The sequence below is a fragment of the Burkholderia sp. Z1 genome (genome assembly GCF_014893795.1).
In the GTDB taxonomy this organism is placed as follows: Bacteria; Pseudomonadota; Gammaproteobacteria; order Burkholderiales; family Burkholderiaceae; genus Burkholderia; species Burkholderia theae.
Genome location: NZ_JACFYL010000002.1, coordinates 3,245,191 through 3,265,331, shown reverse-complemented (window position 1 = coordinate 3,265,331; position 20,141 = coordinate 3,245,191). Strand labels below are relative to the sequence as shown.

The 20,141-nt window shown below is 65.7% G+C and carries 16 protein-coding genes; 5 read left to right on the top strand and 11 right to left on the bottom strand.

The window, feature by feature from the left end; genetic code table 11:
• Positions 1 to 44: 44 nt before the first annotated feature.
• The 5 genes from dbpA to H3H55_RS31465 all read right to left on the bottom strand — a co-directional run bounded on the left by dbpA (position 45) and on the right by H3H55_RS31465 (position 4,978).
• Positions 45 to 1,442, bottom strand: a complete 1,398-nt coding sequence (gene dbpA / locus H3H55_RS31485; protein WP_129516266.1) for an ATP-dependent RNA helicase DbpA — start codon at positions 1,440 to 1,442, stop codon at positions 45 to 47.
• A complete protein-coding gene (locus H3H55_RS31480; protein WP_129516267.1) occupies positions 1,439 to 1,636 on the bottom strand; it encodes a hypothetical protein in 198 nt (65 codons plus the stop codon). Before H3H55_RS31480 ends, dbpA begins: the two co-directional genes overlap by 4 nt.
• Before the next feature lie 263 nt (positions 1,637 to 1,899).
• Complete coding sequence (gene mqo, locus H3H55_RS31475; protein ID WP_193101759.1) at positions 1,900 to 3,561, bottom strand: malate dehydrogenase (quinone); 1,662 nt, start codon at positions 3,559 to 3,561, stop codon at positions 1,900 to 1,902.
• A gap of 575 nt (positions 3,562 to 4,136) precedes the next feature.
• Positions 4,137 to 4,424: a hypothetical protein gene (locus H3H55_RS31470; RefSeq protein ID WP_193101757.1), complete on the bottom strand. Its 288-nt coding sequence runs from the start codon at positions 4,422 to 4,424 to the stop codon at positions 4,137 to 4,139.
• 65 nt (positions 4,425 to 4,489) lie between these two features.
• Complete coding sequence (locus H3H55_RS31465; RefSeq protein ID WP_193101756.1) at positions 4,490 to 4,978, bottom strand: Lrp/AsnC family transcriptional regulator; 489 nt, start codon at positions 4,976 to 4,978, stop codon at positions 4,490 to 4,492.
• 126 nt (positions 4,979 to 5,104) lie between these two features.
• Between H3H55_RS31465 and H3H55_RS31460 the strand changes: the two genes are divergently transcribed.
• Both H3H55_RS31460 and H3H55_RS31455 read left to right on the top strand, forming a co-directional pair.
• On the top strand, positions 5,105 to 6,142 hold the full coding sequence (locus H3H55_RS31460) for a histone deacetylase family protein (RefSeq protein ID WP_193101754.1): 1,038 nt from the start codon (positions 5,105 to 5,107) through the stop codon (positions 6,140 to 6,142).
• A gap of 70 nt (positions 6,143 to 6,212) precedes the next feature.
• Positions 6,213 to 7,355, top strand: a complete 1,143-nt coding sequence (locus H3H55_RS31455; RefSeq protein ID WP_193101752.1) for a branched-chain amino acid ABC transporter substrate-binding protein — start codon at positions 6,213 to 6,215, stop codon at positions 7,353 to 7,355.
• A gap of 96 nt (positions 7,356 to 7,451) precedes the next feature.
• Here the strand turns inward: H3H55_RS31455 and H3H55_RS31450 are convergent, their stop codons facing one another.
• Complete coding sequence (locus H3H55_RS31450) at positions 7,452 to 8,321, bottom strand: mechanosensitive ion channel family protein (protein ID WP_193101750.1); 870 nt, start codon at positions 8,319 to 8,321, stop codon at positions 7,452 to 7,454.
• A 336-nt stretch (positions 8,322 to 8,657) separates the two neighbouring features.
• On the opposite strand from H3H55_RS31450, the gene H3H55_RS31445 reads away from it, so the two are divergent.
• Complete coding sequence (locus H3H55_RS31445; RefSeq protein ID WP_193101748.1) at positions 8,658 to 10,031, top strand: M23 family metallopeptidase; 1,374 nt, start codon at positions 8,658 to 8,660, stop codon at positions 10,029 to 10,031.
• Positions 10,032 to 10,180: 149 nt separating this feature from the next.
• On the opposite strand, the gene H3H55_RS31440 is transcribed toward H3H55_RS31445, so the two are convergent.
• Positions 10,181 to 10,321: a hypothetical protein gene (locus H3H55_RS31440; RefSeq protein WP_193101746.1), complete on the bottom strand. Its 141-nt coding sequence runs from the start codon at positions 10,319 to 10,321 to the stop codon at positions 10,181 to 10,183.
• Positions 10,322 to 10,504: 183 nt separating this feature from the next.
• On the opposite strand from H3H55_RS31440, the gene H3H55_RS31435 reads away from it, so the two are divergent.
• Positions 10,505 to 13,804: an autotransporter outer membrane beta-barrel domain-containing protein gene (locus H3H55_RS31435; RefSeq protein ID WP_193102265.1), complete on the top strand. Its 3,300-nt coding sequence runs from the start codon at positions 10,505 to 10,507 to the stop codon at positions 13,802 to 13,804.
• Positions 13,805 to 13,886: 82 nt separating this feature from the next.
• Here H3H55_RS31435 and H3H55_RS31430 read toward each other — a convergent pair whose 3' ends face one another.
• The 4 genes from H3H55_RS31430 to H3H55_RS31415 all read right to left on the bottom strand — a co-directional run bounded on the left by H3H55_RS31430 (position 13,887) and on the right by H3H55_RS31415 (position 17,162).
• Positions 13,887 to 14,726, bottom strand: coding sequence for an AraC family transcriptional regulator (locus tag H3H55_RS31430; protein WP_193101744.1), 840 nt, complete (start codon positions 14,724 to 14,726; stop codon positions 13,887 to 13,889).
• Between the two features lie 149 nt (positions 14,727 to 14,875).
• A complete protein-coding gene (locus H3H55_RS31425) occupies positions 14,876 to 15,616 on the bottom strand; it encodes a fucose-binding lectin II (protein WP_193101742.1) in 741 nt (246 codons plus the stop codon).
• A 199-nt stretch (positions 15,617 to 15,815) separates the two neighbouring features.
• Positions 15,816 to 16,652 carry a fucose-binding lectin II gene (locus H3H55_RS31420; protein WP_193101740.1) on the bottom strand — a complete coding sequence of 279 codons (837 nt, stop codon included), beginning with the start codon at positions 16,650 to 16,652 and terminating at the stop codon, positions 15,816 to 15,818.
• Positions 16,653 to 16,772: 120 nt separating this feature from the next.
• The gene (locus H3H55_RS31415; RefSeq protein WP_129516282.1) at positions 16,773 to 17,162 is read right to left on the bottom strand and encodes a fucose-binding lectin II; all 390 of its coding nucleotides are present in this window, start codon (positions 17,160 to 17,162) and stop codon (positions 16,773 to 16,775) included.
• 950 nt (positions 17,163 to 18,112) lie between these two features.
• On the opposite strand from H3H55_RS31415, the gene leuA reads away from it, so the two are divergent.
• Positions 18,113 to 19,822, top strand: coding sequence for a 2-isopropylmalate synthase (gene leuA / locus H3H55_RS31410; RefSeq protein ID WP_048243104.1), 1,710 nt, complete (start codon positions 18,113 to 18,115; stop codon positions 19,820 to 19,822).
• Positions 19,823 to 20,141 lie beyond the last annotated feature (319 nt).

Here is a 20,141-nt window from a genome sequence, read left to right as displayed (position 1 = left end):
CGGGCGGCGTGCCGGTGGCCCGGCGTCGCGCCGCCCGGATCGTCTTACTCTTCGTCCATCAACCGGACCTTGACCCGCTTGCCCTTGATCTTCCCCGCATTGAGCTTGCGCAGCGCGTCGTGCGCGACGCCGCGCTCGATCGCGACATAGGTCGAGAACTCGGTCACGTTGATCTTGCCGATCTGCTTGCCGTCGAACCCTGCATCGCCGGTCAGCGCACCGAGCACGTCGCCCGGACGGATCTTGTCCTTGCGTCCGCCGAGGATCTGCAGCGTCTCCATCGGCGGCAGCAGCGTGTCGTCGCCGGCCGGCTTCAGCTCGGCGAGCGGATGCCATTCGACGTCGCGCTTCTGCGCATGCTCGATCGAGCCGACGCGGCCCATTTCGTCCATGCTCGCGAGGCTCAGCGCCCAGCCGTCCTGATCGGCGCGGCCCGTGCGGCCGATGCGGTGCACGTGCACTTCCGGGTCGGGCGTCACGTCGACGTTGATCACCGCTTCGAGTTGCGCGATGTCGAGCCCGCGCGCGGCGACGTCGGTCGCTACCAGCACCGAGCAGCTGCGGTTCGCGAACTGGATCAGCACCTGGTCGCGTTCGCGCTGGTCGAGCTCGCCGTGCAGCGCGAGCGCGTGGAAGCCCTGCGCGTGCAGCACGTCGAGCAGGTCGCGGCACTGCTGCTTGGTGTTGCAGAACGCGATCGTGCTGACCGGCCGGTAGTGGTTCAGCAACTGGCCGACCGCGTGCAGCCGCTCGTTCTCGGTCACTTCATAGAAGCGCTGGCGGATCTTGCTGTTGTCGTGACGTTCTTCGAGCTTCACTTCCTTCGGGTTGCGCAGGAACTGCTGGCTCAGCTTCACGATGCCGTCCGGATAGGTCGCGGAAAACAGCAGCGTCTGGCGCGTCGTCGGGCACATCCGCGCGACCTTCGCGATGTCGTCGAAGAAGCCCATGTCGAGCATCCGGTCGGCTTCGTCGAGCACCAGCGTGTTCAGCGCGTCGAGCTTCAGGTTGCCGCGATCGAGGTGATCCATGATGCGGCCCGGCGTGCCGACGACGATGTGCGCACCGTGCTCGAGGCTCTGCGCCTGCGGGCGCATCGGCGTGCCGCCGCACAGCGTCAGCACCTTCACGTTCTCCTCGGCGCGCGCGAGGCGGCGCACTTCCTGCGCCACCTGGTCGGCGAGTTCGCGCGTCGGGCACAGGATCATCGCCTGCACGTCGAAGCTGCGCGCGTCGAGGCGCGACAGCAGCGCGAGCGAGAATGCTGCGGTCTTGCCGCTGCCCGTCTTCGCCTGCGCGATCAGGTCCTGGCCGGCCAGCGCGATCGGCAGGCTCGCGGCCTGGATCGGCGTCATGTCGACATAACCGAGCTGCGCGAGGTTGGCGAGTGTCGCGGGCGTCAGCGGCAGCGCGCTGAAGGGCGTGGCGGTCGGTTGGGTCATTCGAGGTCTCCGAGGTAAGGCTTGCCTTCCATCTGTTCGTAGACGACGGTGCCGTCTTCGCCCTCGAAGCGTTCGAGATAGTTGCGCGCGCCGCACAGCGGGCAGCGGAACAGCAGCCCCTGGCCCTCGTCCTTGATGACGACGTCGGACGTTTCCCACTGCGTGCCGCAGCTTTGGTTTCTGCAGGTAAACACGGTCTTTCTCCAGCTGAATTCGGTTGGTGGCGCGCCCGGGCGGGCGCGGCAACGGTGTGCGGCGCTCGCGCGGCTCGGGCGCGGGCCGCACCGTGCGTCGGTGCGGATGGTGGATCGGGCGGCGACACGGGGTCGCGCGTGCCGCAATTCTAGCGGAAGCGGGCGACCGGCTGGGCGATCGGCCGGGCGACCGGCCCGTCCGCATCATGAAAAACGGCCGCCCTGGAGGGCGGCCGTGTCGTGCGGCGCGGTTGCTGCGATGCTTACAGCGCCATGTCGGCCGATGCCTTCGCCGGGCGGGCCGGCGCGGTGCCGGTTGCCTGCGACGGCACGCTGACGTCGATCTTCGGCGGCGGCGAGAGCTGCAGTACGTCGCTGGTATAGGTCCATTCCTCGACGACCTTCGCCGGGCTGTCGTTCAGCTTCGTGCCGTAGCTCGGCACGATCTGGCGGATCTTCTGCTGCCACTCGGGCGTCGCGACCTTGTCCTTGAATACCTTCTTCATCAGGTTCAGCATGATCGGCGCAGCCGTCGATGCGCCCGGCGACGCGCCGAGCAGGCCCGCGATGCTGCCGTCCTGCGAGCTGACGATCTCGGTGCCGAGCTTCAGCACGCCGCCCTTGACCGGATCGCGCTTGATGATCTGCACGCGCTGGCCGGCTTGCCACAGGCGCCAGTCTTCCTTCTTCGCGTCCGGGAAGTATTCCTTCAGCGCGTTGAAGCGGTCGTCGTCGGACAGCATCAGCTGGCCGGCGAGGTACTGGACCAGCGGGAATTCGTCGACGCCCACGCGCATCATCGGTGCGACGTTGTGCGTGTTGGTGCTCTTGAGCAGGTCGAAATACGAACCGTTCTTCAGGAACTTGGTCGAGAACGTTGCGAACGGTCCGAACAGGATGATCTTCTTGCCGTCGATGATCCGCGTGTCGAGGTGCGGCACCGACATCGGCGGCGAACCGACCGACGCCTTGCCGTATGCCTTCGCGAGGTGCTGCTTCACGACATCGGGGTTGTCGGTCACGAGGAACGAGCCGCCGACCGGGAACGCGCCGTAGTCCTTCGCCTCGGGGATGCCCGACGCCTGCAGCAGGTGCAGCGCGCCGCCGCCCGCGCCGATGAACACGAATTTCGCGTCGACCGATTGCGGCGGTTCATCCGAATGCAGCTTGACCCACGACACGTGCCACGTGCCGTCGGCGTTGCGCGTGATCTCGCGCACTTCGCTCGACAGCGACAGCGTGAAGTTCGGCTGCGTCTTCAGGTAGCCGACGAACTGGCGCGTGATCTCGCCGAAGTTCACGTCGGTGCCGATCGGCGTCCAGGTGGCGGCGACCTTCTGCTTGCGGTCGCGGCCTTCCATCATCAGCGGCACCCACTGCTTGATCTGGTCGTAGTCTTCCGAATACTGCATGCCGCGGAACAGCGGGCTCGCCTGCAGCGCTTCGTAGCGCTTCTTCAGGAAGCGGACGTTGTCGTCGCCCCACACGAAGCTCATGTGCGGTGTCGAGTTGATGAACGAATGCGGGTTCTTCAGCACGCCCTGCTTGACCTGCCACGCCCAGAACTGGCGCGAGATCTGGAACGACTCGTTGATCTCGATGGCCTTCGAGATGTCGATCTTGCCGTCCGCCTTCTCCGGCGTGTAGTTGAGTTCGGCGAGCGCCGAGTGGCCGGTGCCCGCGTTGTTCCAGCCATTCGAGCTTTCCAGCGCGACGCCGTCGAGGCGCTCGACCATCGTCATCGACCAGTCAGGCTGAAGCTCGTGCAGCCAGACGCCGAGCGTCGAGCTCATGATGCCGCCGCCCACCAGCAGGACGTCGACCTTCTTCGTGTCGGCAGCGTGCGCGGACGACGCGGCGACGCACAGCGCGAGCGCCGACAGTATTACCCGTAACGTTTTGATCACAGCAGATCCCTTTTTCAACTTGGATGCATCGGTTTGCCATGCCGCCCGACGAGCGTTGCGATCGCGGCCGATACGCGGATCCGGAGATCCGGATCGCGAATCCGGAATTCCGGATCGACGCTGCTCGCCGTTGCATTTGCGCACGCGAAACCGATGCGAAGGAGACCTTCGGATCGGTTCGCGACCGGCGCGCAATGGCCGGCGTCACGGGGCGCGTTTTGCGCCGAGGCCCTCGCGGCAAGCCTGAGCGGTTGGGGTTTCAGGCTGCGTCGAAAGGGGCCGCACGCGACGTTGTCGGCGGGGGCGGGGTGGCAAGGGGCGCGTAATATAACCGAACTCGGTTAACGTGTCGCACGCGAAAAATGTCCTTGTTTTTGTGGGGTTTTTCTCGTGTCCGGGTTTCCGGAATCGCGCTGTGCCGCGCCGGAAAACCGGCGGGCATTCGACGGTGCGGCGCGCGCGATGGGCGCGCCGCGTGCCGAGGTGAAAGGTCGGAATGTCTTATCGCGCGATGCGCCGATGCGATGCGCGAGCGATCGCGCAACGCGTCGCGCCGGCATGTCATTGCGTCGCGGCGTCGCGCCGCGATCCGCTTACTTCGCCGCTGCGTTCCGGCAGAACTGCTCGTACGCTTGCGCCGAATTCGCGAAGCCCTTTTGCTTGGCGAGCTCCCACGGGCGTTCGCATTGCTGCGTCTGTTCGCACCATGCGTAGCCGGCCGAGCCGATGCAGCCGTGCGCATCGCGGTCGCCGCCGACCATCGGCGGTGCGGCCGGCGCCGACGAATCGGCCGGCGCGGACGATTGCGCCGCACAGGCGCTCAACGCGAACGCGCATGCAAGCGCGGCGACAAGCGAGGCGGAGGAAGTGATTCGCTTCATCAGGTAGTGCTCCATGGGATGAGGATTGGGAACGGAATGACGGGCTTGCCCGTTCATCCTGCCGCTCACGCGTCCGGCACCGGCACGCGCGACGAGAACTTCACCTCGCGCAACGCGAGGCTCGACTGGATCGACGACACGCCGGCCTGCTTTCTGAGCACGCGCTCGACGAAATCCGCATACGCGTCGAGATCGGCCGCGACGACCTGCAGGATGTAGTCGGCCGCGCCGGTGATCTTGTGGCACGACAGCACCTCGTCGTGACGCCGCATCACGTCCTCGAAATGATCCGAATCCTGGCCCGAGTGCATGTTGAACGTCACCTGCACGAACGCGAACACGTTCATTCCGAGCGCGCGCCGGTCGAGGTTCGCCTGGTAGCCGGTGATCACGCGTTCGTCCTCGAGCCGCTTGCGGCGGCGCCAGCACGGCGTGACGCTCAGCGACAGCTTTTCGCCGAGCGTCGCGTTCGACAGCGCGCCGTCTTCCTGCAGCAGGCGGAGCATCGCGCGGTCGACGCCGTCCAGTTCAACCGAAGCGCGATTTTTGCTCATATCCGTGATTCCGTAGACAGTTTTCTCAAAATTGTACGAAACGAAGAAGCGAAAAGCAAAGTTATTGCCGGTCGGCGTCAATAGACTGTTGCCACCCCCTCACTGCCATCACAGCAACGGTCAACCATGCTCACGGTCTACAGCAGCGATCACCACCTGCATCGCGGCGTCGAACTGAAGGACGGCGCGATCACCGAGTCGTTCGAAAACCCCCTTCGCGCCGAAACGGTGCTCGCACAGGTCCGCGCGGCCGGCCTCGGCGACGTGATCGCGCCGCGCGCGTTCGACCGCGCGAGCTATGCCGGCGCACACAGCGCGCGCTACGTCGATTTCCTCGCCGGCGCATGGGGCGAATGGACCGCGACCGGCCGCACCTGCCAGGCGCTGCCGCTCGTATGGCCGGTGCGCGCGATGCCGGCGGCCGCGACGCTGCCCGGCTTCATCGACGGCAAGCTCGGTTTCTTCGCGATGGACGCCGGCGCGCCGATCAACGCGGGCACTTGGGATGCGGTGAGCGCGAGCGCGAACTCGGCGCTGACCTGCGCCGACCTGCTGTCGAACGGCGGCGCGCGCGCGGCCTTTGCGCTGTGCCGCCCGCCCGGCCACCATGCCGGCCGCGAGTACATGGGCGGCTACTGCTATCTGAACAACGCGGCGATCGCGGCGCAGCACGGCATCGCGGGCGGCGCCGCGCGCGTCGCGGTGCTCGACGTCGACTTCCATCACGGCAACGGCACGCAGGACATCTTCTACGACCGCCCGGACGTGCTGTTCGCGTCGATCCACGGCGAGCCGCCGGTGTCGTATCCGTACTTCTCCGGTTATGCGGACGAGCGCGGCGCGGGTGCGGGCGAAGGCTTCAACCTGAATCTGCCGCTGCCGAAGGGCACGCAGTGGGACACCTACGCAACCGCGCTCGGCCATGCGGCGGCCGCGATCGTTGCGCATGCACCCGACCTGCTCGTCGTGTCGCTCGGCGTCGACACGTTCGAGCACGACCCGATCAGCCATTTCCGGCTGCGCTCGCCCGACTACCTGCGCATCGGCGAGGCGCTCGCGCGCCTGAACCTGCCGACGCTGTTCGTGATGGAAGGCGGCTACATGGTCGAGGAGATCGGCATCAACGCGGTGAACGTGCTGCTGGGATTCGAAGGGCGCGCATAAGCGCGTGGGACTGCCTTCAACGAACGACGTATCCGAACCCGAACGAAGAGCGACAAGGAAGGAGACAAGCATGAATCGACATCACAAGACGGCACTCGCCACCGCGGCAGCGCTGACCTGCGCACTGTCCGCGTTCCCCGCGCACGCGGACGAAGTCGTGCGCATCGGTCACGTCGCGCCGCTGACCGGCGCGATCGCGCACCTCGGCAAGGACAGCGAGAACGGCGCGCGGCTCGCGGTCGAGGAGATTAACGCGAAGGGGCTCGTGATCGGCGGCAAGAAAGTCACGCTGCAGCTCGACGCGCAGGACGACGCGGGCGATCCGCGTACCGCGACGCAGGTCGCGCAGCGGCTCGTCGACGACAAGGTCGTCGGCGTGGTCGGCCATCACAACTCGGGCACGTCGATCCCGGCGTCGCGCGTCTATCGCGACGGCGGCGTCGTGCAGATCTCGCAGGCCGCGACCAACCCGACGTACACGCAGCAGGGTTTCAAGACGACGTATCGCGTCGTCGCGACCGATGCGCAGCAGGGGCCGGCGCTCGCGATGTATGCGGCGAAGAACATGGGCATCAAAACCGTTGCCGTGGTCGACGATTCGACCGCGTACGGGCAGGGCCTCGCGACCGAGTTCGAGAAGGCGGCGAAATCGGCCGGGATGAAGGTCGTGTCGCGCGACGCGACCAACGACAAGGCGATCGACTTCCGCGCGATCCTCACGAAGATCAAGGGCGAGAACCCGGACGCGATCATGTACGGCGGGATGGATGCGACGGGCGGCCCGCTCGCGAAGCAGGCGCGGCAGCTCGGCATGCGCGCGAAGATCCTCGCCGGCGACGGCGTGTGCTCGACCGACCTGCCGAAGCTCGCGGGCCCGGCGTCGGACAACGTCGTGTGTTCCGAAGCCGGCATCGCACTCGAGAAGATGCCGGGCGGCGCGGCGTTCGCGAAGCGCTACGAAGCGCGTTACCACCAGCCGATGCAGGTGTATGCGCCGTTCTCGTACGACGCGGTGTACATCATCGTCGACGCGATGAAGCGTGCGAACTCGACGGACCCGGCGAAGGTGCTGGCCGCGATGCCGGCCACCGACTATCGCGGCGTGATCGGCGAAACCAGCTTCACGCCGCAGGGCGACCTGAAGCACGGTGCGATCTCGGTGTTCACGTACAAGAGCGGCAAGAAGGCGCTGCTGGATATCGTGAAGATGTGATGCTGGAGCGGGCCGGGCAGCAGGCGTTTGCCCGCCCGCGCGTGCTTTGGTTCCGTCGCGGGACCGGGCTGGCGGCCCGGACGATGCATACGGCTGTTACAGCGCCCGCGTGCGTGCACCGTCCGCGCTGCGCGCCGCGTCGTGCACGATGTGCAGCTCGCGCGTGCGGATCGGCAGCGCGCAGTTCGCATCGGCGAGCGTCTTGCGCACCTGACGCGCGAGGCGCCAGCGCATCGCCCAGAACTTGTCGGTATGCGTCCAGACGCGCATGTTCGCAACCAGCGTGCTGTCGTCGAAGCGCATCACCATCACGTCCGGCGCCGGTTCCTGCAGCACGTCGGGATCGGCGATGGCCAGCGCACGCAGCGCACCGAGCGCGCGATCGATATCGTCGTGCACGGACACTTCCACTTCGAGATCGAGACGGCGCGTCGGATTGCGCGTGTAGTTGCGGATCGAACTGCCCCACAGCGCGCTGTTCGGCACGTATTCGCAGATACCGTCCGGCTTCGTCAGCCGCGTCATGAACAGCCCGACTTCGTCGACGGTGCCCGCGACGCCGGTGCCGCCGTCGATATAGTCGCCGACCTTGAACGGTCGCAGCAGCAGGAGCATGATGCCGGCCGCGATGTTCTGCATCGTGCCCTGCAGCGCGAACCCGATCGCGAGGCCGGCCGCGCCGAGCACCGCGACGATGCTCGCCGTTTCGATGCCGAGCTGCGACAGCGCGCCGACGCTCGCGACGATGCGGATGCCCCATACGGCGACGTCGCAGAGAATCGGCCGCAGCGTGTCGTCGACGCGCTCCTTGTTCGAGAGCAGCCGGTTCAGCCAGTTGCCGACGCGTTTCGACAGCCACCAGCCCGCGACGAGCAGCGCCAGGCCGGCGCACAGCCTGATGGAAAGGGTGGACAGCGCGTTCCACAGGAACGTCCAGCGTTCCGGATGAAGTTGATCGAGAAACATGCGGGATTCCGGTTGGGTGGCACGTTGCGCGACACGCCGTGGTCCCGCCGCATTCGGGCAGGCACGGGTCCGCGCGCAGGCAGCGTTCGACTGCAAACGTCATGCGATGGTTCGCGCGAATGCATGCATGGGGTCGGAGCGCCATGCTGGCAGATGGCGCGACCCGGATTTAGTTCTTGTACTAAGCGCGGGCTCAGGAAAATAAGATTGGTCCTATTTAGACGTTTCCGGCACGCCGATACACTCGCTTTCAAGTTGCCGGATCGCGACGCTCGTTCCTCCGCGATACCCGGTCCGTTCCCGATTTTTCATTGATAGATAGCGAGTGACGACGTCATGCGGTTAGACCTGCGTTTCCGTCTCGCACGCGAACAAGGTCAAACCGCCCGACGCGGCGCCACGTGCTTGTCGATTCGCCACGCGCTGCTGTGCGGTGTCATCGCGACAGCCGGCGCGGCCGGCGCACACGGTGCGGCAGCGCAAGCTGCACACGATGCTGTGCCCTTCGCCTACGCGGCGGCGGCAACGACCGACCTTGTCGACGTGCCTTTTTTCAGTCCCGAGCGGACGACGTGGGGCGGCTTGCGTGCTTCGGCGGCCGCGTCGCTCGACGTCGCGTACGCATCGCATGCGTCGACCCCACCGACGGGCACCGATCGCAATGACCCCGTTGCACGCTTCGGCGCATGCGTGGCCTATCGCGTGCTGTGCGACGCGGCGCGCGACGCGGTCGAACGTGGATATGCGTCGCGGTTCGACTACGGACTTTCTTCGCCGCTGCCTGAGATGGGTACGCAAACGGCATTCGAGCCGCGTGCGGTCGATCTGGCTTCCGCCGAACCGTTCATGCTCGCGGCGCCGGAGCGCGGCACACGCGCCGTGGCAATTTCCGGCACCCTGCAAGCGTCGCTGGCGCGTGCCGATTTGCCAGCCGGTGTCGCGGCGCAGATCACCCGCATGCTGGCCGGGCGTATCGATCCGAAGCAGCGTGGCACGATCGGCGACACCTTCCGCGTCGCATACGAACCGGACGACAGCGCAACGCTGCCGCACGGCGTGCGTGTGACGGCGCTCGATATCCGCTTTCGCGGCCAACACGTCGCGGGTGTGTGGTTCGCGCCCGATGTCGGCACGCCGGGCGCGTACTACGACCTCAACGGCGTGCCGCTTGCCGGTACGCGATTCGCAATGCCGGTCGCCGCGACGCGGATCAGCTCTCAGTTCGGCGTTCGCGTGCATCCGGTGACCGGCGCGCGTCACGAGCATACCGGGGTCGATCTCGCCGCGCCGGCGGGCCGTGCGGTCCATGCATCGGAGCGCGGCACCGTGACGTTCATCGGCACCGAGCCGAGCGGCTACGGCAAGTATGTGGTGATTCGTCATGACGGCGGTTATGCGTCGTACTACGCGCACCTGTCGGCGTTTGAACCGACGCTGCGGACCGGCGCGCGTGTCGAGCGCGGCCAGCGTGTCGGTGCCGTCGGCAGTACGGGGACCGCGACCGGCCCGCATCTGCACTTCGAGGTCCGGCGCCATGCGCGTGTCGTCGATCCGGTCGAACTCGTGCAGGCCGCCAAAGCGGCGACGCTGAAGGGCGAACGGCGGGTCGCGTTCAACCGCGTGGCCCTCGACGCGCGCACGCGCCTGGCGTCGGCTGCGTGGTCGATGCCGGTCGCGATGTCGGCGCCTGCCGCATCGCCCGCCGGCTGACGGCTGACCAGATGCCGACCGCCACGGCCGGCATCGTTGCAGGCGCGCATCAACGCGCGCGCCGGCCGCTTCGGTGGCCGGATATCGTGCGCAGCAGCATGACAGAATGGCCGGCAACCCATGCACGATTAATTGATCGTCGAATGACGTCAAATTTTCCGGCTTGCCCGATTCGCATTCTTCAACGCTTTTGAGTCTTTCATAAAAACCGGCAAATTCAACCGGTTTCCGCCCCGCATTCCCGCCACGCCTGTCACCCGTGATTTTCCGCAACGCAACAGTGCGGCCATTCCCGTTATTTCCGAATGCGAAATTAATCCCGCGCTGATTTCCAATATCACGCGATCGGATCTTGCGATTATTTCAAGGCAGGTGATATAACCCGGTTCACGCACCGATTTGCAGCAATAACGTCACCAATAAAGGCGAGCCGAAAAATGAAAAGAAAGGCGCGGAACCTGGGTTTGGGTGGGATGGCGATCCTGACCGGCGCGATGCCGGTGGGTGCTTATGCGGCATGTTCGGCCACTGCGCCGACCAGCGGCACGACGGTCACGTGTTCCGGCGCCAATGCGCCGTCGGTCGTGGCCGCGGCCGGCAGTACCAACGTGACGATCAACCTCGATTCGACCGTGACAGGCAGCTATGTGCTGGCGTCCACGCCGACGCCGTTTTCCGTCGACACGTCGAGTGCGATTACCAACAACGGCAACCTGTCGATGTCCGGCAACGGCACGGGCGTCGCGAACCGCGGCGCGGTGCTGCTCGGTGTGAACAACGGCAATACGCTCACCAATGCCGCAACCGGCGTGATTTCGACGTCGGGCCAGTACAACGACGGGATGGCCGCGAACGGCAACAACAACACGCTGGTCAACAACGGCACGATCACGACCACCGGCAACAACTCGTACGGGATGACGGCCGCGTGGGGGCAGAGCAATCCCGGCGCGGCGGGCAACCAGATCGTCAATACCGGCACCGTGACGACGTCCGGCAACAACGCGCGCGCGGCGTCCTTGCTCGGCGGCAACGGCACGATCACCAACAGCGGCACGCTGACGTCGAACGGCCGCGATGCGCCGGCCGTCTACATGCAGGGCAACAACGACACGCTCGTCAACAGCGGCACGATCCAGACCACGGGCACCGCGACGAGCGGCGGCAGCGTCGACGCGGTCGTGTCGAACACGCTCGGCAGCTCGTTTACCGCGACGATCACGAATCAGGCCGGCGGCAGGATCATCAGCAACAACGGCATCGGCGTGCGCTCGACCAACGGCGCGACCACGATCACCAATGCGGGGCTGATCCAGGGCGGTGGCGGCACCGCGATCCAGGGCGGCAACGGCAACGTGACGCTGATCCTGCAAACGGGTTCGCAGATCGTCGGCACGGCCAACGGCGGCGCCGGCACCAACACCGTGACGCTGCAGGGCACGGGCACCGCGTCGAACGCGTTCACGAACTTCCAGAGCCTGACGATGGCCGGCACGAACTGGTCGTGGGCCGGCACCGGCACGTTCTCGACCGCGCTGGTGCAGAGCGGCACGCTGAATCTGACCGGCACGCTCGGCACGACGACGGCGTCCGTCGTCGCGACCGTCAACGCGGGTGCGACGCTGCAGGCGAATGCGTCGAACCTGCCGCTGTCCGTCACCGACAACGGCCTCGTGCGTTTCCAGCAGGACAGTGCCGGCACGTACACGGGCGCGATCGGCGGCGCGGGCGCAGTGGAGAAAACCGGCGCAGGCACGCTGACGGTCGCGCCTTCTGCCGCCGGCGGCAACACGTATTCGGGCGGCACGACGATCACGCAGGGCACGCTGTCGGTCGCGGCCGACAATGCGCTCGGCGCATCGTCAGGAAGCCTGATATTCAACGGCGGTACGCTGCAGCTCGGCAGCGCGTTCAATCTCGCGTCGGGCCGCACGGTGTCGATCACGTCGAACAACGGCACGATCGATACGCAGGGCTTCAACTCGACGTTGACGCAGGGCATCACGGGTGCAGGTTCGCTGACGAAGCTCGGCAGCGGCACGCTGACGCTGAACGGCGCGAGCAGTTATGCGGGCGGTACGAACGTCAATGCGGGCACCGTGATCGTCGGCGACGGCACGAGCGCGTCGGCGGCGCTGGGCGGCGGCGGGCCGGTGACGGTGGCGTCGGGCGCGACGCTCGGCGGCTACGGCAGCGTCACGGGCAACGTAACCAACAACGGCACGCTCTCGGTCGCGAACGCGCTGGCGAGTCTCGCGAGCGGCGCGACCGGCAATTTCCAGATCAACGGCAACCTGACGAACGCGGGGCTCGTGCAACTGGGCGGCAGCGGCGTGGGCAACACGCTGACGGTGGCCGGCAACTACGTCGGCCAGAACGCGACGATCGCATTGAACACGACGCTCGCCGGCGACGGCGCGCCGTCGGACAAGCTGATCGTCAGCGGTGGCACGGCGAGCGGCTCGAGCACGCTGAAGGTGACGAACGTCGGCGGCGCGGGCGCACAGACGACCGGCGACGGCATCGAGGTCGTGCAGGCGACCAACGGCGCGACGTCGAGCGCGGGCGCGTTCACGCTGTCGGGCGGCACGGTGAGCGCCGGCGCGTATTCGTACTTCCTCGCGAAAGGCGGCGCGGCGACTGGCACCGGCGACAGCTGGTACCTGCGCAACACGGTGCGGCCGAAGCCGGAGCCGCCGGTGGTCGAGCCGGGGCAACCGACACCGCCGCCCGTGACGCCGGTCACGCCGGCCGAAGGCACGCCCGAATCGATTGTCGAAGCCGTCACCGATGCAGGCACCGGCGGCAACCCGGAACCGATCTACCGCCCTGAAGTGCCGCTGTACGCCGAAGCGCCGGCCGTCGCGCGCCAACTCGGGCTGCTGCAGATCGACACGTTCCACGACCGGCAGGGCGAACAGGGGCTGCTGAGCGAGAACGGCCCGATGCCCGCGTCGTGGGCGCGCGTGTGGGGCGGCAACAGCAACATCAAGCAGAAGGGTGACGTGACCCCGTCGTTCGACGGCACCGTGTGGGGGATGCAGGTCGGTCAGGATCTTTATGCCGACAACAGCCCGAGCGGCCATCGCAACCACTACGGCTTCTTCCTCGGCTTCTCGCGCGCGGTCGGCGACGTGAACGGCTTCGCGCTCGCGCAGCCCGATCTGGGCGTCGGCACGTTGCAGGTCAATGCGTACAACCTCGGCGGCTACTGGACGCATATCGGCCCGGGCGGCTGGTACACGGACGCCGTGCTGATGGGCAGCGCGCTGACCGTGCGCACGCATTCGAACGACAACGTGAACGGCTCGACGAACGGCAACGCGTTCACGGGTTCGGTCGAGGCGGGGCTGCCGATCGCGCTCGGCTACGGGCTGACGCTCGAACCGCAGGCGCAGCTCGTGTGGCAATGGCTGTCGCTCGATCGTTTCAACGACGGCGTGTCGAGCATCGCATGGAACAACGGCAATACCTTCCTCGGCCGGATCGGCGCGCGGCTGCAATACGCGTTCGATGCGAACGGCGTGAGCTGGAAGCCGTACCTGCGCGTGAACGTGCTGCGCTCGTTCGGTACCGACGACAAGACGACGTTCGGCGGCGCGACGACGATCGGCACGCAGGTCGGGCAGACGGCCGGGCAGGTCGGCGCGGGGCTCGTTGCGCAGCTGACGAAGCGCGGCAGCGTGTATGCAACGGTCAGCTACCTGACGAACCTCGGCGGCGAGCATCAGCGCACGATCACCGGGAATGCGGGCGTGCGCTGGGCGTGGTGATTTCGATCGGGGCGATGCATTGATCGATCGGCCGTGGCGAGCGACGTCGCGGCCGATCGGCGCAGGTCATGCACTCACGTGCTCACGCGGATTGTTCGACCGGCAACCAGATTTCAAGCACGCCGGTACCCGTCACCGGATCGTAGTCCTCGCTGTAGCGTTCGAACTCGGGCGCGTCCACCGCCTTGAATCCCGACGTCGGCAGCCAACCGTTCCAGATGCTGTAGAAGGTCTGGTGAAGCGTCGAGATGTGCCCGCTGTGTTCGAAGACCGCATAACGTTGCGGTTCGAGCTCGACGCAGCGAAATGGCGCGGGCAACCGGTCGCGATGCTTGACCTCCACGCCGGCGATGTATTCGAAGCTGCCATCCGCATCCGGGTTGCAGCACACGCCATACGTTTCGCCGCCGACCTGGCCGGGGATGTGGCCGATGTACGGGATAAACGCTTGCCAGAGCGCCGGAATCCCTTCGTTGGTTTCGAAGGTATAGCGGCTGCTCATGCCCGCGATCAGCTGCTTTTCGGTGACTTCGAAGCGTGATGGTGTCACGGCGATGATTTTCAGCGCTTTCATGCGAAACGGCTCCACAAGAGACAACCCGTCGAGAGTGCGCCGTGTCCGCACCGCTTCCGGCGTAACGCCGAAGAGATCGCGGAAGGCGCGCGTAAACGCCTCATGGGAGCCATATCCGGCATCGAGTGCCACGGGAAGGATGTCCGGCGCGCCTTGCGCCAAGGTTCGCGCCGCACGCGTCAACCGTCTCGACCGGACATAGCGCATCACCGGCCAGCCGGTATTCATCGAGAACAGGCGTGAAAAGCCGAAGCGCGTCATGTCGCAATCGGCGGAAATCCTGTCGAGTGTCAGTTCCCTGTCCAGTTCGGTTTCGATGAACCAGAGTGCTTTTCCAACCGGATCCATAGTGTCCCAATGAGTGTGTCGGGCGGACTATAGGGTATCGGCGACTGGGGCATTTGATCGTTCTTGCGGTGCGTGACGTGGCGCAACGGGGGCGCTGAAGCAAATCGCCACGCCGGGCGGCGTGGCGAGAGGCGGCGGGATTGCGCTGCTTAGCCGAGCGGCCAGTTCAGGATCGCGATGCCGTCGTTGTAGTCGCCGTCCGCGCCATCTTCAGACCCGACCAGCCCGAAGTAGGTCTTCTTGAAGATGTCGACCTGACGCGAGCCGATCTTCGACGGCTTGCCGTTCGCCGTCACGACCACGCGTACCTTCCCCTTGCCGGAGTTCACGATCTGCGTGTTCAGGTTCGCGTCCTGCGTGCCGGCGCCGTGGAAGGTCGCGGCCGGTTTCGGGTTGTCGTCGACGAAGACCTCGATCGTCTGTTGCGCGGCGGAGTTGACGAGCGCCGTCACGCCGAACGCGATGTTCGGCGGCAGGTTGAAGAGGCCGTCGCGTTCGCCGCCGCCGCTTGTCGCAGGGTCGGGCTGCGCGGGTTGCGGCTGCGCCGTCGCCTTGGCGAAGTACGTGACTACGGCGCCGATGCCGAACTTCGCGGCGGCGCCGGGCAGCACGCCGGGCGCGCCGGCCCAGGTCACCGTGCAGGCGTCGACCTTCCCTGTTGCATCGGTCTTGACCTTGTTCATCCAGCTGCTGATGTCGAAGCTGTACGGCACCGTCGAGAGATGCACGAACACGTCGTATTGCGGCAGTTTTTCCACGAGTTGCGCGGTCATGAACTGGCGCATCCGGTCGAGCACGGCCTGGTCGCCGCCGGCCTGCACGACGAGCGCGTCGTTGCCGGCGAGTTGCAGAAGCGCGTACAGATCGTCATGGGTAAAGGGTTGTGTCATGTCGTCCTCGTCGTAATGGGATGTCTCGCGTGACGCGGCCGGCGAATCGGTTTCGCCGTGCCGCGCGCGGAGCAAAGCATGGGCAGACGTGACTGCCCGAACGAATCGCAATGGGTGGTCGACCGCGTCGCCATTGCGGTATCGATAACGGCGCGCGATGCATGCCGCGCCGTGACGCTGTGCTGGCGTCTGCCGTGGCTCAGCCCAGCGGCCAGTTCAGGAACACGATGCCGTCGTTGTAGTCGTCGTCCGTGCCGTCTTCCGATCCGACGATCCCGAAGTACGACTTCTTGAAGATGTCGACCTGACGCGAGCCGAGCCGCGACGGCTTGCCGTTCACCGTCACGATCACGCGCACGCGTCCCTTGCCCGAGTCGAGCACCTTCGTGCCGAGGTTCTCGTCGTGCGAGCCGGCGCCCTTGAACGTGGCGGCCGGTTTCGGGTTGTCGTCGATGTAGATGTCGATCGTCTGCTCGTTCGCCGCGTTCGCGAGCGCGGTGACGCCGAACTTGATGTTGGCCGGGAGATTGAACGTGCCGTCGCGTTCGCCGCCGCCACCGCCGATGTTGCCGGCGCCGCCGGTTCCGGTGCTGCCGCCGGTTTCTGCGCCCTGATTACCGCTGCCCTGCGACGACGATTGCGCGGCCGTGTCGCCGATCGCGGAAAGGCTCGCGAACGAGTCGATGTGCATCGTGCTGCCGCGCACGCTTTTCCACTGGCCTTTCACGAACGTGTGGCCGTCGGCGACGTCGATCGCGACGACGAGCGTGAACGGGATGCGACTGGGATTCTCCGGCACCTTGGAGAAGTAGGAGAACGCGCCGTCCGCGACGATCCCCTTGTTGGTCGTAATGACGAAGTAGATGCCGGGGAAATTGTTGCCGGTGGCGTACGGCGTCGGCACGTTGAGCGTGACCAGCAGCTTGCCGTCGCGAATGTTTTCTTTCGCGAGGTCGAGATACAGGCCGGGGATGTCGACGTAAGTCTCGGACGTCACGACGGGCGCGCTGTTGATCGAAGCCGAAAGGATGGGCATGGCGGTCTCCTGAAGGCGAAACGGGTTTCGATTGGGATGCTTCGCGATGTGATGCGGAACCGCAGGGCGGCGTTGCTGGCGGCTGCCCGGCGGTCGTCAGTCAATCGATGACGCAGTGACTTAGCCGATCGGCCACTGAAGCACGACGATGCCGTCGTTGTAGTCGCTGTCGTGACCGTCTTCCGACACGACGATCCCGAAATTGACCGTGTACGGCGAGCCGTCCGACTTCTTGCCGTTGATCGGCGCGAGGCGCGCGTCGGTGGCCGACGGCTTGCCGTTCACCGTCACTTCGAAACGGATCTTGCCGTTGCCGGAATTCAGCGTGGCTTCGCGGGTGCCGTCGCGCGTCGTCAGCTTGTAATACGCGGCGGGTTCCTTGCTGTCGCCGACAAACAGCTTGATGTGCTGTTGTTCGGCGGCATTCGCGAAGAAAATCGCGCGGAAGTCGGTATTCGGCGGAATCGAGAATTCACCGGCGCGATTGGATGACGTTTGAGAATCAGCCATGCTTCCTCCTGAAGAACAGTGGTAGGGCGTCTCGCCGCGTTGCGCAAACGTTTTACGTTTGAAACGCGGTTCGACAAGCATGTCGAAAAATAAATAAAAAAATATTCTCTTGGGAATGGTTATTGTTCAGTAAACAGAAAATCAACGTTAATCGATTTAATGAAATGTGATTAATGGATTGTATTTCGATATATTCGCGAAACTATATCGATTCGTGTATCGATTTGATGAACGATGCGCGGTTGCGCAGGCGGATCGGGAGAGGCGGAGGCAATCGGGCTTCGGAGCGAGCGCTCGGTGTTCGCATATGGCAGCGTGTTGTTTCAACATCAGCATCTCTGTCATGGCCGCGCCCACCGGCCACCACCGAACGCTCACGCCGAAGCCCGATCGCAAGAGAATGGTGTGCGGCAACCGGCAAAGAGGATGGACCGACTCACTCCGAACATGAATAGGACTTCACCGGCGCCGCACCCGTGAAGCATATCGACGCGAAAGGCCGCCGCCTATCGGACGGGACTGATTCTGCAGGCACCACCGCCGCGCGATGGGCCCCCGTCCGGCGAGCAACCCGTTGACAGCCCCGGCCACCCTGTGATCTGATTCCGGCCATGCAAGCCGCCCAGCCCCTCTTCTCGCTACGACTACTAGCCCGTTTCTCCGGGCTGGGTCTGCGGCTGCGCGCTTTCCATCTGCTTCTTTCCTGAAGCGCCAGATTTCCCCCGTATCACCGACCTGGCCCCGGTTGTCGACCGGCGCCTGAGTTCGTCTTTTTTCCGTATCGCTCCGCTCCGTCCCGGTCGCTCAACCGTCAAGGCTGTCGTTCGCCGTACCGCTTTGCCGTTGTGCCGCTTTTTGCCGTTTCAACGCTGCGCGCGCAGCCGGCCTCCATGGCCGATGGCCGCCGCGCCGCGGTTTCCCGACAAACCGACCGAGGACCGAACATCATGATGCTGAAGAACCCCGCGACGAAGTACCGACCGTTTACGCCCGTCAACCTGCCGAACCGCACATGGCCGTCGCGCACCATCACGCACGCGCCGATCTGGATGAGCACCGACCTGCGCGACGGCAACCAGGCGCTGTTCGAGCCGATGGACGCGACGCGCAAGATGCGGATGTTCAAGACGCTGGTCGCGATCGGTTTCAAGGAGATCGAGGTGGCATTCCCGTCTGCGTCCGAAACCGACTTCAACTTCGTGCGCGAACTGATCGAAGGCGGCCACATTCCCGACGACGTGACGATCGAGGTGCTGACGCAGGCGCGTGACGACCTGATCGAGCGCACCTTCGAATCGCTGCGCGGCGCGAAGCGCGCGATCGTGCACCTGTACAACGCGACCGCACCGGAATTCCGCAAGATCGTGTTCGGGCTCGACCGCGACGGCGTGAAGCAGCTCGCGGTGAACGCCGCGCGCACGATCAAGCGCTGCGCCGATGCCGCGACCGATACGCAGTTCACGCTGCAATACAGCCCCGAAACCTTCACGGCCACCGAGCTCGACTTCGCGAAGGAAGTCTGCGATGCGGTATTCGACGTCTGGCAGCCGACGCCCGAGCGCAAGGCGATCGTGAACCTGCCGGCCACCGTTGAGGTCGGCACGCCGAACTTCTACGCGGACCAGATCGAATGGATGCACCGCAACCTCGCGCGTCGCGATGCGTTGATCCTGTCCGTGCATCCGCACAACGACCGAGGCACCGCAGTTGCGGCGGCCGAGCTGGCGGTGATGGCTGGCGCCGACCGCATCGAGGGCTGCCTGTTCGGCAACGGCGAGCGTACCGGCAACGTCGATCTCGTGACGCTTGCGCTGAACCTGTACACGCAGGGCGTCGATCCGGGCCTCGATTTCTCGCAGATCAACGAGGTCGCGCGCACGTCCGAGGAGTGCACGCAGTTGCCGATCCATCCGCGCCATCCGTATGTCGGCGACCTCGTGTTCACCGCGTTCTCCGGTTCGCACCAGGACGCGATCAAGAAGGGCTTCGCGGTACAGAAACCCGACGCCGTGTGGGAAATGCCGTATCTGCCGATCGATCCGAGCGACCTCGGCCGCACGTACGATTCGATCATTCGCGTGAACAGCCAGTCGGGCAAGGGCGGCATCGCGTACCTGCTCGAACAGGGTTATGGCGTCGCGCTGCCGCGTCGCCTGCAGGTCGACTTCAGCGCGGCCGTGCAGCGCCTGACCGACGACAGCGGGCACGAGGTGACGAGCGCGCAGATCTGGTCGCTGTTCCAGCAGGAATACGTCGAGGGCGACGCGCCGCTGCACTATGTCGGCCATGAACTGTCGGAACGCGACGGCCGCGAGACGATCGTGCTGACCGCCGACGTGCACGGCGAGCGACGCGTGCTGCGCGGCGAAGGCAACGGCCCGCTCGATGCGCTGATGCATGCGCTGCGCACGCCGCTGCGGATCCAGCACTACGAGGAACGCGCGTTGTCGCAGGGCGCCGATGCGAAGGCAATCGCGATCGCGGAGTTGGCCGGTTCGGGCGTGCGCGGCAGCGCGTTCGGCGTGGGCATCGACGCGAACCTGACGACCGCGTCGATCCGCGCGGTGATCAGCGGCATCAACCGTGCGTATGTGCGCGCGGACGAAGCGGCGCAGGCGACGTTTTTTGCCGCGCAGCCGGCGGTGAAGGCCGTCGCGTAAGCAGGGCGGTGATGACTACGCCGGCGTTGCCCGGCGTGGTCGCCGTGCCCCGACGAGGGGAAGGAACCGATCCGCTGGATCGCCGATGCGGTGGTCAGTGCCGCACAGAAGTCGGGTTTCGATTTTCCTGTGCAGCAACTCCGGTTCACGGCTGACACGGGCTGGCTCAAGTTTCAGCGCGTGTCGGGGCGCGTGATGGTGTTGTCGCGGCCTTGAGCTGTGCGTCAGGCTTTTCACGTTCGGCCAGGTCAGATTGAACGGGTGTGGCGCCGAAGCCGCTTCGCCTGCTGCCGCCACACCTTTCTTTCTGTCCGCTTCG